The 14,962-nt window shown below is 48.4% G+C and carries 14 protein-coding genes; all 14 read right to left on the bottom strand.

The window, feature by feature from the left end; genetic code table 11:
* Positions 1-319 precede the first annotated feature (319 nt).
* Positions 320-1,414 (bottom strand): prephenate dehydrogenase, encoded by a 1,095-nt coding sequence (locus BBG47_RS05485; protein ID WP_065290858.1) that lies wholly within the window; start codon positions 1,412-1,414, stop codon positions 320-322.
* Positions 1,411-2,508: a histidinol-phosphate transaminase gene (gene hisC, locus BBG47_RS05480; RefSeq protein ID WP_021254676.1), complete on the bottom strand. Its 1,098-nt coding sequence runs from the start codon at positions 2,506-2,508 to the stop codon at positions 1,411-1,413. The genes BBG47_RS05485 and hisC overlap by 4 nt, the downstream gene beginning before the upstream one ends.
* 43 nt (positions 2,509-2,551) lie before the next feature.
* A complete protein-coding gene (gene trpA, locus BBG47_RS05475) occupies positions 2,552-3,379 on the bottom strand; it encodes a tryptophan synthase subunit alpha (RefSeq protein ID WP_065290857.1) in 828 nt (275 codons plus the stop codon).
* Positions 3,376-4,614: a tryptophan synthase subunit beta gene (gene trpB / locus BBG47_RS05470; RefSeq protein WP_065290856.1), complete on the bottom strand. Its 1,239-nt coding sequence runs from the start codon at positions 4,612-4,614 to the stop codon at positions 3,376-3,378. Before trpB ends, trpA begins: the two co-directional genes overlap by 4 nt.
* A complete protein-coding gene (locus BBG47_RS05465) occupies positions 4,601-5,362 on the bottom strand; it encodes a phosphoribosylanthranilate isomerase (protein WP_065290855.1) in 762 nt (253 codons plus the stop codon). Before BBG47_RS05465 ends, trpB begins: the two co-directional genes overlap by 14 nt.
* A gap of 24 nt (positions 5,363-5,386) precedes the next feature.
* Positions 5,387-6,196 (bottom strand): indole-3-glycerol phosphate synthase TrpC, encoded by an 810-nt coding sequence (trpC, locus tag BBG47_RS05460; RefSeq protein ID WP_065290854.1) that lies wholly within the window; start codon positions 6,194-6,196, stop codon positions 5,387-5,389.
* Positions 6,186-7,208, bottom strand: coding sequence for an anthranilate phosphoribosyltransferase (gene trpD / locus BBG47_RS05455; RefSeq protein WP_483310698.1), 1,023 nt, complete (start codon positions 7,206-7,208; stop codon positions 6,186-6,188). Before trpD ends, trpC begins: the two co-directional genes overlap by 11 nt.
* 29 nt (positions 7,209-7,237) lie before the next feature.
* Entirely contained in the window at positions 7,238-8,929 is a 1,692-nt protein-coding gene (gene trpE, locus BBG47_RS05450; protein WP_065290852.1) for an anthranilate synthase component I, read from the bottom strand.
* A 494-nt stretch (positions 8,930-9,423) separates the two neighbouring features.
* On the bottom strand, positions 9,424-9,792 hold the full coding sequence (gene aroH, locus BBG47_RS05445; RefSeq protein WP_021254683.1) for a chorismate mutase: 369 nt from the start codon (positions 9,790-9,792) through the stop codon (positions 9,424-9,426).
* A 2-nt stretch (positions 9,793-9,794) separates the two neighbouring features.
* Positions 9,795-10,916 carry a 3-dehydroquinate synthase gene (gene aroB, locus BBG47_RS05440; protein ID WP_065290851.1) on the bottom strand — a complete coding sequence of 374 codons (1,122 nt, stop codon included), beginning with the start codon at positions 10,914-10,916 and terminating at the stop codon, positions 9,795-9,797.
* A 14-nt stretch (positions 10,917-10,930) separates the two neighbouring features.
* Entirely contained in the window at positions 10,931-12,100 is a 1,170-nt protein-coding gene (gene aroC / locus BBG47_RS05435; RefSeq protein ID WP_065290850.1) for a chorismate synthase, read from the bottom strand.
* Positions 12,101-12,341: 241 nt separating this feature from the next.
* Positions 12,342-13,166 (bottom strand): CheR family methyltransferase, encoded by an 825-nt coding sequence (locus BBG47_RS05430; protein WP_302621941.1) that lies wholly within the window; start codon positions 13,164-13,166, stop codon positions 12,342-12,344.
* A 265-nt stretch (positions 13,167-13,431) separates the two neighbouring features.
* Complete coding sequence (ndk, locus tag BBG47_RS05425) at positions 13,432-13,875, bottom strand: nucleoside-diphosphate kinase (RefSeq protein ID WP_065290849.1); 444 nt, start codon at positions 13,873-13,875, stop codon at positions 13,432-13,434.
* Between the two features lie 94 nt (positions 13,876-13,969).
* Positions 13,970-14,944 carry a heptaprenyl diphosphate synthase component II gene (hepT, locus tag BBG47_RS05420; protein WP_021254688.1) on the bottom strand — a complete coding sequence of 325 codons (975 nt, stop codon included), beginning with the start codon at positions 14,942-14,944 and terminating at the stop codon, positions 13,970-13,972.
* Positions 14,945-14,962: the final 18 nt, after the last annotated feature.

Below are 14,962 nucleotides of genomic sequence, written 5' to 3'. Positions count from 1 at the left end.
CAGTGATGCTGCTCCCCCCTGCATTACTGGTACTTTTACACAATTATAGAGAGCCGAACACCTACCTGTCAAAAACCTAAACGAAGCTGTTTTTCAGCTGTTTATCCTTAGTTCATACCTTACTGCTCGCAGGACGCTTAGCGCCAATTCCATTTCAAGACAAAAAAAATACCACTCCGATTGGAGTGGCTGCACACTTGTGCAATTCTATTGGATAGGAGTGGAGAGAAACCATACTGTACTGCTATTATAATGTATACGTTTTCATGACGTCAATAGGTTTTCGTAAAAAATTTTCTTCAATTCACAAATTTTTCCGTTAGATGAATATTTCATAACCTTTCGATTTTAACAGCTCCCTCGCACGATCCCAGTCATCCTGCTGCCGGAACGATAATCGGAGCACACCTGGCACATCTTCACGACTTTCAATAATTTGAACATTGCTCAAGTTAATGTGATGATTTCCCAACTCTGTCGCAATGCTGCCAATAATGCCCGGATGGTCAGGAACATTCACGTACAGTTCATAGAGCGATTGAATTATACCTTTGCGGCGTTCCGGCATACGGCTTCGGAATTCGCCAGCTTCTGTGAACTGCTGAATAATTCCTTCACCGTCCTGGCGCTGCAGCATATCAATAAATCGCTCCGTAGACGCTTTCCAGTCCTGAAGTAAATGGAGAACAACATCCCTATTGTTAATCAAAATATCTCTCCAGATGACCGGATCGCTTGATGCAATGCGGGTAATATCCCGGAACCCGCCGGCAGCGAGCAGTTCGTACAGCTCATTGCTCTCATTATAGGATCGTACTTGATTAACCAATGCTACAGCCACTACATGCGGCAAATGGCTGATAGCGCCAACCACTTCATCATGTTCCTCTGGATTCATCCGAATAATGTGCGCTTTCGTATAGCGGAGCAGAGATACAAGTCTGCTGTAAGCTTCTTCATCCGCCGAATCGTCAGGAGTGAGCACGTAGTAAGCATTTTCGAACAACAATGTCGTTGCCGCTTCAACCCCTGAACGCTCCGAGCCTGCCATTGGATGCCCGCCTATAAAATGCACATCGTCCCATGAAAGAGAACGTGCGCAGCGTGCAACCGAAGCCTTGGTACTCCCCACATCAGTTACGATACAGCCTGCCTTAAGAGGTAAATTCCGCAAATCACTCAGCATCGATTCCAGCATTCCAACCGGACAGCATACGAATATGTAGTCCGCATCCTCTACCGCTTCGTGCAAGGAAGTCGTCGCTTCGTCTACAACGCCGCGCTGCACATACTTCTCTGTTGAAGACGGGCTCGGAGAGTAACCAACTACATGCATGCCAGGTCTATTTTTGAAACAGAGGGCGAGGGAGCCTCCGATTAGTCCCACGCCCAATATAGCTATCTTAGTTCTCATGAAGTCACCTTAATCTCGGCCAGCGCTTCTTCCAAGGCTTGAATCATTGCCTCATTTTCTTCTTGGCTGCCAATTGTAATACGTAAATGATTTGGGTATTTATGATGCCCCGCACGCGCTATAACGCCACGACGCAGGAGCGCGTTAAAGACTTCTATTGCAGAAAAGCCTACGTCAACCATAATGAAGTTGCCGTGAGCCGGGAAGCTCTCCAAATTCATACGCGCAAATTGCTGCTCTACATATTGAATGCCCGCTGCATTCTTCTGTCTGCAATCTTCAATGAACCCTTGGTCTTGAACGGCAGCCAATGCTGCTGCTTGTGCGAAGCGAGTCGTATTGAACGGTTCACGCACTTGATTAATCGTACGGATCACGTCAGCATGTCCAACCCCGTAGCCGATACGTAGGGACGCAAGTCCATAAATTTTCGAGAACGTGCGCAAGGACACGACATTGGGATAACGACGAACCAGATCTAATCCATCACGGAAGGAAGGATCTGTCACGTACTCACAGTAAGCTTCATCCAATACAACCATGACATTTGCAGGCACTTGTGCAACAAACTGCTCCAATTCTTCTGCACTTACAATTGTGCCTGTCGGATTGTTCGGATTGCAGATCCATACGATCTTCGTCCGCTCGTTTACGGCAGCAAGCATTGCTTCCAGATCATGCGCTCCTTCTTTCAAAGGAATCTCTACTGTGACAGCCCCTTCAATCTCTGCATTATGCTTGTATTGAGGAAACGTCTGATCTGCGATGACAATCTCATCACCTGGAATCAGGTACGCACGGCATATCATTAATATAACTTCATCGGAACCTGCGCCGAAAATCAATTGATTGTGCTCAACGCTCAAGTGTGCCGCAACAGCATCTGTCAGTGCTCTAGCCGCTCCATCGGGATAAATGCTCGTATTGTTCACTTCATTCAATATTGCTTGCTTCGCATGCTCAGAGGATCCGAACGGATTCTCGTTGGAAGCCAGCTTGATAATACGATCCAAGCCAAGCTCCCGCTTCACTTCATCAACAGATTTGCCTGGCTGATATACAGGCAGGTGTACAACACTGTTCTTCGGCTGCATATGGGTACCACCTTTCTCATCTACATAGATCATTGCAAAAAAATTAATGTTTTAATTGTCGCACAAAATCACAAATTTGCAAGATCCCTTCTTCAGATGAATCAGGATGCTCCAGAAGCGGCAGAGCTTCTTCAATGCGCCTTACAATGGCACTACCTACAATCACACCGTCGCAGCGTTTCGCAAAATGCTTCACATGCTCTGCTGTAGAAATGCCGAATCCGATCGCAATAGGAAGCTCTGTAATGCGTCGCACCAGTTCAATAAACGCATCTACTTGTGAGTCGAAAGTGTCTCTTACACCCGTAACGCCAAGCGAGGATACACAATAGATAAAGCCTCTTCCTTCTGCCACAATGGAGCTAACCCGAGATTCCGAAGTCGGCGCAACGAGTGGAATGAGATGAATGCCCATTCGGTCAGCAGCTTCACGGACTTCATGACTCTCTTCATAGGGCAGATCAGGAATGATTATGCCGCTAATTCCGGCATCCCTAGCCTGGTGTAAGAAGCTGTCCAGTCCAAATTGCAGCACTGGATTATAATAAGTAAACAATACATAAGGAATTTGTGCACCTTGTTTCCTAGCCTGAGCAGCAATGCGCAGTCCATCAGCGATCGATACATGATTGCGCAACGCGCGTGCCGATGCTCGCTCAATAACCGGACCGTCAGCCAGCGGATCGGAATACGGTATGCCAAGTTCAATAATGTCTGCGCCGGCTTGCTCCATCTGCAGAAGAAGCCGAAGAGTGATTTCACAGGTTGGATCACCTAGCGTTATAAATGGCATCAATGCGGACTTGCCCTGTGCTTGTAAAGTACGGAATGCATCATCCAGTAAATTACGGCTCGCTAGTGTCTGACTCATAGCAGTTCCTCCCCCAATCTCTCCATAATGGTGGCAACGTCTTTGTCCCCACGGCCTGACAAGCAAATCACAATTAGATCATCCTTATTCATGCCAGGTGCTGATTTGATCGCCTGCGCAATCGCGTGTGACGATTCCAATGCGGGTATAATGCCTTCTGTACGGGTAAGAAGCTGCAGCGCATCCATGGCTTCATCATCTGTAATAGGCACATACGATGCTCGTTCCGAATATTTCAAATAGGCATGTTCTGGCCCTACTCCCGGATAATCCAATCCAGCGGAGATGGAATGTGCCGGCTGAACTTGACCAAACTGATCTTGAAGCAGATAGCTCATCGATCCCTGGAAAACCCCTGGTGTCCCAAGTGTCATCGTAGCCGCATGATATGGGGTATCAATTCCTTTGCCTGCTGCCTCAACCCCAAGAAGTTGAACCGACTCATCCCTCAAAAACGGATAGAACATCCCCATAGAGTTGCTCCCTCCGCCAACAGCAGCGATCAGCAGATTCGGCAAACGCCCTTCCAGTTCAAGGATTTGCTTGCGTGTCTCATCTCCGATAATTCGCTGGAAATCCCGCACAATCATCGGATACGGATGAGGCCCCACTACGGAACCAAGAATGTAGAACGTGTCCTGCACATTGCTAACCCAGTAGCGCAGCGTTTCATTCCCTGCATCCTTCAACGTTCTTGTACCTGACATCACAGGCACAACCTCTGCACCGAGCAGCTTCATACGGAACACATTCAGGCTTTGACGCTTCATGTCCTCTTCACCCATAAATACTTTGCACTCCATGCCCAGCAGCGCTGCGACTGTTGCAGTGGCAACACCATGCTGTCCCGCCCCTGTTTCAGCGATCACCTTCGTCTTGCCCATACGCTGGGCTAACAAGGCTTGACCGATGGTGTTGTTGATTTTATGGGCACCGGTGTGGTTCAAATCCTCACGCTTCAAATAAATCTTGGCTCCGCCCAGCTTCGCAGTAAGCCGCTCTGCATAATAGAGTGAAGTAGGTCGCCCTGAGTACTGAGTCAGCAGCTTGATCAATTCTGCTTGAAATTCTGGATCCTTCACATGTGTACGATAAGCCTCTTCCAGTTCCAGAAGCGCACTCATCAATGTCTCGGGCACAAAACGGCCTCCAAATGGTCCGAATCTGCCTTTTTCGTCCGGTAGAACCGTTGTCTCTGTTGCTGTTGCTGTTGCTGTCGCACTACTCTTTTCCATGCTCATTTCCCCTCACCCTTTCGATAAACTCATCAACCTTGGATATATCTTTTACTCCATTTGTTTCAACACCACTCGATACATCAACGCCATCTATATCGTACTCTCTCACAACTAGACCGACATTATTAGGAGACAATCCGCCAGCGATATAAAGAGGGAGCCTTAATGAAGCCAATTGGTCTGCATAAGATGGGATTACCGTCCAGTCGAACACTTTGCCAGAACCACCGCCCTGAATCGGACAATGTGTATCTAGCAGGACAACATCTGCATATTGGACATCCAACTCATATACCGCCGCAGTTGCTGCTATAGACTGGGTAGGTTGGTGCTCATCAGTACGAACGATAGGAACCGTCCTCCATATTTGAATATCATAGTGATCCTTCATCCATTCCAACAATGCCGTATCGCCCTTCACATGGAGCTGAACGCTTGTTAGAGGCACTGCATCGAGCACTTGCTTCAGCTCTTCACGAGTTGGATTCGCGAACACACCTACAAGGTCTGGAAGTGCGTCTCCTTCCTCCCTCAGCTTCAACAGCCACTGTTTAACGTGAGACGGCTGCACCTGTCTGCGACTCGGTGCGAAGACGAATCCAATATGATCTGGTCTTAATTGGACAACTCGACGCGTCATCTCGAGATCCGTCAGGCCGCATATTTTTACTTTCGTTGCACGAGCAACACATGAACGTGCACTCGCTGTAGGTGACTCGTGTTCCCTCGATGCTTCGACTTCCATATCTTCTTCACTCCTTACGTCTGTTTACGAAGCAGTGTTCGAATTTAGAAGACCGCTCATCAAGTGCTCTACTGCATCCTTTACATTGTCTCGTCTCATGAAATGTTCCCCTACCAGCACCGCATCGACATGCAGCTCATCCATGCGACGGAGATGCTCCGGAAGATGGATACCGCTCTCGCTGACTAAGATACAACCTGACGGAGCCAAATGGCGAATACGATGGGTCTGCTCGATATCGGTCTCGAATGTATGCAAGTTTCGATTGTTGATGCCGACTAACTTGATTCCTTCAATTCTGCCTACACGCTCCATTTCAACTTCATCATGGACTTCCACGAGAACATCCATGCCAAGTTGTCTAGCTGTTCCGTGCAGATGCTGCAATTGGTCGTCACTCAAGATCGCTGCAATCAGCAGGATTGCATCCGCACCTATTAATCTTGCTTCAAGCACTTGAAGCTCATCGATAATAAATTCCTTCCGCAAGATCGGCAGTTCTGTCAGCGCACGCACCTGCTGCAGAATGTCATTGCCGCCTTGAAAATATGCGCGATCTGTAAGTACGGACAATGCATCAGCACCTGCAGCCTCATATCCAGCTGCAATCTCAGCGGGATTGAAATGCTCGCGAATCAGCCCTTTGGATGGCGATGCCTTCTTTACTTCAGCAATCAAGGCAACCGAACGGTTCTTATTTACAGTAAGTGCCCCAGTGAAGGAGCGGCAAGGTGAAAGCGCTGCTGCCTCCAGAATTGCGTCGTTCCGATTCATCACTCGTCTAAGCGCTAGTATCTCTTCTTCCTTCGTTCGTACAATCCGTTCAAGAAACATGACTTAGCCCTCCTGTTGCTGCGATCCATTGCTCCAGCTTCTGATTCGCCAATCCATTATCGATCGCATCAGCTGCAATCCGCACGCCTTCAGCAATGGAGCTCGATTGTCCTGCAACGTAAATACATGCGCCCGCATTTGCAAGAACAATATCGCGATGTGCGCCTTGCTCTCCGCGAAGCAGACCTCTTATAATTTGCGCGTTCGTTGCGGCGTCTCCACCCAGCACACTAGTCAACGGCTGCGTGTGTAGACCAAGTGTTTCCGGTGTAATGGTATATGTGAATACTTCTCCATTTTTCAGTTCACTAACTTGAGTTGGTGCCGACAGGCTGATCTCATCCAATCCATCTTCGCTCGCAACAACGAGCGCACGCTTCAACCCCAATTCACGCAATACGGATGCGATCGTCCCCGTCTTCGTGCGATCATAGATCCCAAGGACTTGTCGATCAGCTCCCGCTGGATTCGTCAACGGGCCAAGCATGTTGAATACGGTGCGTATCCCTAGTTCCTTGCGTGGTGCAGCCGCATGTTTCATTGCAGGATGATAGACTTGTGCGAACATAAAGCAGATGCCGATTCGTTCCAAGCACTGTGCAGCTTCCTCGCTCGTCAGCTGAATATTTACACCCAGCGCCTCCAGTACATCCGCACTCCCCGAGCGACTGGAAGCCGATCGGTTGCCATGCTTCGCAACCCGCACGGATGCGGATGAGGCGATGATGGCAGCAACTGTGGAGACATTCAACTTATGAATGCCCGATCCGCCTGTTCCACATGTATCAAGCAGGCGCTCATGCGAAGTGACCACTTGATGGGCGCGGCTGCGCATCGCTTCAGCAAAGCCCGCAATCTCATCAACTGTCTCCCCCTTCAAACGCAGACCTGCAAGCAGTGCTCCAATCTGAGCCGAAGTCGCATGGCCATCCATAACATCTGCCATTACATCCCTCGCTTCTGAGCGGCTTAAGTGATGCCCTGACAGCACTTGAGCAAGCGCCTCCTTCATGAGTGCACTTCCGATTACAAGTTGGCTCGTCATCCTAAATTCCTCCCTTCGGCGACGGGAATCGAAGCAGCCCGTTCTTCCGTTCCGATATAATAGTCCCAGTTCGCCGGCATCATCGAAGTATAGGATGCCGCATATCCAACCTCACTTCCCTCAGCTGCGTTCGTTAGCTTGCTCTCATTGACACTGTCCTCTTGCCCTTCAGCGTCACCTTCGCGGCTGAACATCTCTTCTGTCATCCGAATCGCCAGCAGCAGTGCTTTCGCCTTGTTAATCGTTTCTTCGTATTCCATCTCCGGAACCGAATCCCATACAACACCAGCACCTGCCTGTACGTAAGCATGACCTCCTCGGAAAATAATTGTACGTATCGTAATACAGGAATCCATATTCCCATTGAATCCTAAGTATCCGATAGCGCCCCCATATATCCCACGTGACTCTTCTTCCAACTCTGCAATAATCTCCATTGCACGAAGCTTAGGCGCTCCGGACAATGTACCTGCTGGCAAGCAGGAGAGGAAGGCATCGAAGAAATCCTTGTTCTTGCGAAGCTTGCCAGAAACGTTCGATACGATATGCATGACATGGGAATAACGCTCAACATTCATGTACGTATCACAGCGCACGCTGCCGAACTCGCATACGCGGCCGAGATCATTCCGCCCGAGATCAACAAGCATCACATGCTCGGCCCGCTCTTTCTCATCCTGCATCAGATCTGCTTCCAGCGCTGCATCCTCTTCAGCTGTGGCGCCGCGTGGTCTTGTTCCCGCAATCGGCCGCGTCTCTACCCGCTCATCCTTAATACGCACAAGCATCTCTGGAGAAGTACCGACAATCAGGTCGTCCTCTGTCTTGAGCACATACATATACGGGGAAGGATTTGTCATTCTCAGCACCCGATACACATCAAGCGGGTCTGCTTGTGTCTGCCGTTCGAAGCGCTGTGACAGCACCACTTGAAAGATATCTCCTGACCGAATATATTCCTTGGCTCGATTCACCTTCGCAACGAATGATTCCTTCGTCTCCGAGGATCGAACCCCCTGCAGTACCTCTTCAGCCGCAGATGCTGCCGTTGTTTGCTGTACCGGTCGGGTGTTGCTCACTAAAGGTGCTGTCAGCTTCATTTGCAGGCTGCGCAATTTCTTTCTCGCTTGCTCGTAGCGATGCCGTATCACATCTGCCGAACTCCCTGGTTCCACATGAATGTTCACAATAAACTGCATTTGCTGCTTCATATGATCGAAGGCAACAAGCTGATCGCAGAACATAAATCGGATGTCGTCCATTTGCAGCGTGTCGTACTTATGACGCGGCAGGCGTTCATACTGCTGAACCAAATCGTAGCCGAAGCAGCCAATTGCCCCTCCTGTCATTGGAGGAAGTCCATCTAGCGCAGGGCTTCTATATTTATGCATCAATTGCTTCATCATCTCGATTGGGCGCTCTCGCACCTCGGTGATATGGCCATGCTCTATCTTCCGCAATCGTCCACTCTTCCCTTGAAGGAGCAAGAACGGATCCGTTCCGATAAAGGAATAGCGGGCCCATTGGACGCCACCCTCCACACTCTCCAACAAAAAAGCATATGGTTCATTGCGCAATCTTTGAAATAATCGAATTGGGGTTTCGGTATCAGCCATCATCGTCTCGGCAACAGGTATGACATTATACTGCTGGGCGAGATGGATTACTTCGTCCAATTGGGGATACATCGCTTTCCACTCCTTTCAACTTCGTTATGCAGCCGTTAAGACGAATACATACCGCGTGATGAACGAGAGCGTCTACCAACCATTTCTTATTCACTTGTTTACGCTTGTTTCAGTGCCTTATCGGAATCAGGCGAATCACGAATGAAAGGCACTACTGAAAAATAACGTGTACGAATAAAAAAGCCTCTGCGCAAGGCAGAGGCTTGTTGGTATACGATGAAATTGTGGATGAGTAATTCAATTCATGAGGATATGGATCGCCTTATATAAGCCCTCCTATTGTGCCGCTGCCATAAATCAATGTACAGCAAATACAATAGGCGCTAACCTATATAGACATGATGTCCATATTCTATCTCGTCTCAGCTCAACTCATCTCAATCTCAACTCTGCTCAACTATGCTGATATCAATATAACCGGAAATGTCGGCTTCGTCAATCCAACAAACTAAATTTCAGACATAAACGATCTTCAGACTGGGTTTCCCACATCTCTATTTACTAGACAAATCAGGTCTCAGAGCTATCGCCTCATTCAAGTAGACATGGCGAATCTCGTGCTGCTCCTTGTCCGTGTTGATCGTTACCATTAGGCGGATGCACAAAGGCAGACTGCCCTTCACTGGAATTTCAATGGCACACATGAGTGGCACTAGATCCCAGCCTTCCATGGCACGTATCGCACGTGCTGGAAAAGTAGCATTCAAATCCTCTGTCATCGTGATCCAAATATTTGCGATCTGTTCAGGTTGAACCGTATTTTGCGCAACTATCTCCTGGAGCAGCTTCGTAGTCGCATGCAGAATCTCTTCTGCATCGTTGCGGGTTACCGTAGTTGCTCCGCGAATTCCTCTTGCATACATGGTCACGCCTTCTCTCCTTTCAATTCCTCGATGATATCTCGTACTAGGCTGACCGGTACATCCTTGCGAATTTCTACATGACCGATTGCAGTAGGCACAATAAATACGGTGTGCCCTTCCTTAAATTTCTTGTCATGCATCATGGCTTGAATAATATCATCCGAATTCATATGCTGTGGCACTGCCACCGGCAGGCCGTATTTCTTCAATATCGCTTCTGTTCGAACAGCAATCTGCTTATCTTCACCCAACCGCTCTGCGAGACGCGCAGAACCAACCATTCCAATTGAGATGGCTTCGCCATGCAGCAATTCTCCGTAGCCAGCAACCGCCTCTAGAGCATGGCCAATCGTATGTCCCAAATTCAATATCGCTCTTAGATCATGCTCACGTTCATCCTGAGAGACGACCTGCGCTTTAATCGCGCAGCCCTTAAGCAGTCCATACGTGAGTGCTTCCTCATCCTTAGCCAGCAAGCGTTCAGCTTGTGCTTCGCACCATGCTGTAAACTCTTCATCCCAGATAAGGCCATGCTTAATCATTTCAGCCAGTCCTGCGCGGACTTCACGATCAGGAAGCGTAAGCAAGGTAGCTGTATCGTACAGCACCATTTCTGGTTGATGGAAAGCCCCTATAATATTTTTGGCGAACGGATGGTTAACCGCAACCTTGCCGCCGACACTGCTGTCATGAGCCAATATCGTCGTAGGCACCTGAATAAAGCGAATTCCTCGCATGTAAGTTGCCGCCACATAACCTGCCAAATCCCCGACTACGCCACCGCCGAGGGCGACGATGGAAGAATGGCGATCACAGCCCGCATCAAGTGCTGCAGTGATGCACTGTTCGTACACCTGCAGCGACTTGGAGGATTCACCAGCTGCTACTACAAAGGAAGAAACCTGATAGCCAGCCTCACGCAGTGCTGCTTCCGTGCGCTCTAAATATAGCGGAGCCACATGATCATCCGTGATGATCACAATTGGACTGCGAGTGGGGATGCTGCGCATTTGAAATGCCTCACCGATTCGACCGAGAAGACCACTGCCAATCCAAATTGGATAAGAGCGTTCTCCTAGTTCAACAGTAAGCTCTGCTGCATCTAAAGTGAGATTCTTGCTCATGACGTTCCCCCCTTTTAATATCGGGACACTTGTTCCAAATAGTGCTCATAGTTGGCGCGAATTTCTTCCATCGAATCGCCGCCGAACTTCTCCAGGAACGCCTTCGCAACTTCCCAAGCGACTACATGCTCCATGACAACACTCGCAGCCGGCACTGCACACGCATCTGAGCGTTCCACTTGTGCAGTGAACGGCTCCTTCGTATCGATATCAACACTGCGCAATGGCTTATAAAGGGTCGGAATAGGTTTCATAACCCCACGCACGACGATTGGCATTCCGTTCGTCATACCGCCTTCGAAACCGCCAAGTCGGTTGCTAGCTCGTGTATATCCCGATTCCTCGCTATATAGAATTTCATCATGAACTTGTGATCCGCGCAGTTGACCTGCCTCGAAGCCAATACCGATCTCAACACCTTTGAAAGCATTGATCGACATCACTGCTTGCGCAATGCGTCCATCTAGCTTGCGATCATATTGCACATGGCTGCCTAGTCCAACCGGCAGTCCCTCCACGATGCACTCGACAATACCGCCGATCGAGTCGCCTTCGCCTTTGATTTGATCGATGTACGCTTCCATCTTCTTCTCCGTATCGGTATCGACCACACGAACAGAAGAAGCCTCCGTACGTTCAATAATCTCGTCAACTGACAAATTGTGAGCAGGAGCTTCGATTTCACCAATGCGAATAACTTGTCCTGCAATCTTGACGCCGAATGCTGCAAGGAACTGGCGCGCTACTGCACCCACAGCTACGCGAGCAGCTGTCTCCCTAGCGCTTGAACGTTCCAGTACATTGCGCAGATCCTTCAGTTGATATTTCAAGCCTCCGTTCAGATCCGCATGACCTGGACGCGGGCGATGAACACGACGCTTCTCTTCATCTGTCCCTTCAATCGGCTCCACATTCATAATATTCGTCCAATGCTTCCAATCGTTGTTCTCCACTACAATAGCAATTGGAGCACCTGTCGTACGTCCATGACGCACACCGCCGACGATCGTTGCTGTATCTTTCTCAATTTGCATACGTCTGCCGCGGCCATACCCCTTCTGGCGGCGATGAAGTTGGAAATTGAGTTGCTCGAAATCAATAACCATGTTGCTAGGCATCCCTTCAACAATGGCAGTTAGCTGCGGTCCGTGTGTTTCTCCTGCAGTCAAATAACGTAGACTCACAAGTTGCTCCCCCTTTAACTGTGATGCTGTAAATGGCTAAAACCCTTAACTTTTTTCTCATTATAGTATAGGAGGCAACGTTTGACAAGAAAACAAAACGCGCCCTTGCCGCTTTGTTTCAAGCATTAGGGCGCATCTTTCGTTATCGACGTGTAGTCTGTCTATGTTCAATTTAGCTATTAATTGGTGAGTAATTCCAGTATGAATGTAATAGTCGAATACACTCTTTAAGTTCGAACAGCTATAATTTTCGATAAAAGAACGTCTCCATCGTTTCAAGCTGATACTGCTGTGGATTGAATATTTGCTCTGTGCTTCCGACAAACAATACCCCACCTGGCTTAAGCGCATTGGCAAACTTTCGATACAACTCATGCTTCGCTTCTTCCGTAAAGTAAATCATCACATTACGGCAAATAATCAAATCATGCTGAGTAGCAAAAGTATCGGTTAATAAGTTCTGCTTGCGGAATCGAATCGATTTCTTCAAGCGATCAATGATATGAAAACTGTTCGACTGCTGCATAAAGTACTTTGACTTGAATGATGGGGGAACGTCTTTCAAAGAGCGCTCGATATAGGAAGCTTGCTGTGCTCTTGCAAGTGCATTCTCGTCAATATCCGTAGCAGAGAGTTCTGTCCGATCAAGCAAGCCCATATCATCGAGAATCATCGCTAGTGTGTAAGGCTCCTCACCCGTCGAACAAGCGGCACTCCAGCACTTCAGCTGGCGCGTTCGCTGCGACAGCTCTGGAAGCACACGAGTGCGCAGGGTATCCCAACGCAGCGGATTACGCCAAAATTCAGATACATTGATCGTCATACGATCCAGCATTTCATCAAATAACGAAGAATTAGCACTCATCGCCTTGGCATAGGAGGCAAATGTCGAGTAGCCGTTCTTCATTCGTAACGTAGACAAGCGTCTACGCATCTGGGTCTCCTTATACTGTGATAAATCGATGCCTGTAGTTGATCGGAAATATTGGACAAAATCCGCATAATCTTGATCATCTCCATGATCCACGGCTGCCCCTTGGCCGAATCCGTTAGCAGCAGGGAAAATGGTGGCTGCATCCCATAAGGTCGTCTTGCGCTCTGACAATTGTGCTCACACCTTCTAAGTTCGTATATATGCTGCAACTGAGTTCCTGATCGACAACAAGCATAGTCCAAGATCGCTCAGCAACACCGCAACATAAAAAAACACGGTCGAATATTACTATTCGCCGCGTTCTTCCATAGTCCTGCCCTATGTAAGCTCTTACATCAGAAATCAAAAAAATAATTATTATGTTTCTGCGTGTGTGAGCCGCGCTCATGGCTGCCGATTAAATCCATGGCTCCAATGCCCGCTCGTAACGAAATGAATCCACTTCTGAGAATAAGTTTGCGATTTCACGTTCAGCACTCTCTGGTGAATCCGAACCGTGAACCACATTGAAGTTCGTATGACTTGCATAATCTCCGCGTATCGTCCCTGGTGCAGCTTCAGTCACTTTCGTCTTGCCGATCATCAAGCGTGACAAGCTGATAACATCGTCACCTTCCCATATCATAGCGAATACTGGACCTGAGGTAATAAAGTCGACCAGTTCGCCAAAGAAAGGCTTTTGTGCATGTTCTTCATAATGATGTTCAGCTTGTTCACGCGAGACTTGCATCAATTTTCCAGCTACAAGTTTAAAGCCCTTCCGCTCAAAGCGACCTACTATATCTCCTATGAGGCCTCTTTGTACTCCGTCAGGTTTGACCATGATGAATGTGCGTTCCATACGATCACTCCTACTCAAATGTGAAGTCGTCCAACACACGCATTATACCAGATTTTTCTTCAAATGGCACTCGATTTTTTCACCATAGTTCAAATCAATGATTACGATTTGCAATAAAGTAAGCAATATCGCGCAGGTTGCGGCGAGCACGGATGTTAGGCAGATGCTCTAATACCGCGAGCGCCTTCTCGATATACCGATTTGCTATCTCTTCAGCCCGCTTAATACCATCACTTTGGCGAATCATATCGAGCGCAGCAGATACATCTGTATCTCCATTTCGCTCACGGATACGTTCAATTTCACGAAGAAGAGACTCGCGAAGCTTCGTGTCCTGCAGCGCAAATATTACTGGAAGCGTCAAATTCCCTTGACGAATATCATTCCCTGGCGGCTTGCCTATTTGCTCTTCAGTACCGGTTAAGTCAAGCACATCATCTCGAATTTGAAATGCCATGCCCACATTGTAGCCAAAGCGATACAGCGCATAGCCAATCTTCGGCTCTGCATGTGCGGCAATTGCCCCCAACTGACAGCTAATCGCAATCAGCAACGCTGTCTTTCGACGGATCCGAAGCATATATTGACGGATCGTCTGCTTTGTATTGAAGAAGTCACGAATTTGCTCCATTTCACCGATGCACATTTCAACCATTGCTTTGGAAAATATGCGATGAATCTCTGGCTGCTTCAATTCTGTAGCTACAACCAGCGCTTGGCCATACATATAATCGCCGGCATACATAGCAACGCGATTATCCCATTTGGCCTTAACGGTCAGTTGCCCTCTCCGAGTTTCAGCGTCATCAATGACATCATCATGCACGAGTGAGGCCATATGAATTAATTCCAGGGGAACAGCAACGCGCTTCAACTGTTCTATATCGTATGTACCGAATTTCCCTGCAAGCAGAACGAATACCGGACGTATTCGCTTCCCGCCCGCCTTCAGCAGATGCAGCGACGCTTCCGTAAGGAGCTCGTGATCGGAGCGGATGTTCCGCTCCAATTCACGTTCAATATACGCTACATCTTGTTTCATTGTCGCATAAATGTCCCACAGTTTCATGCCTTCACCTAACCAACT

The sequence above is a fragment of the Paenibacillus sp. KS1 genome, from assembly GCF_001680695.1.
GTDB lineage: Bacteria > Bacillota > Bacilli > Paenibacillales > Paenibacillaceae > Paenibacillus_B > Paenibacillus_B suaedae.
Note: the sequence above shows the minus strand (reverse complement) of the source record. Positions and strands in the feature narration are given on the sequence as shown.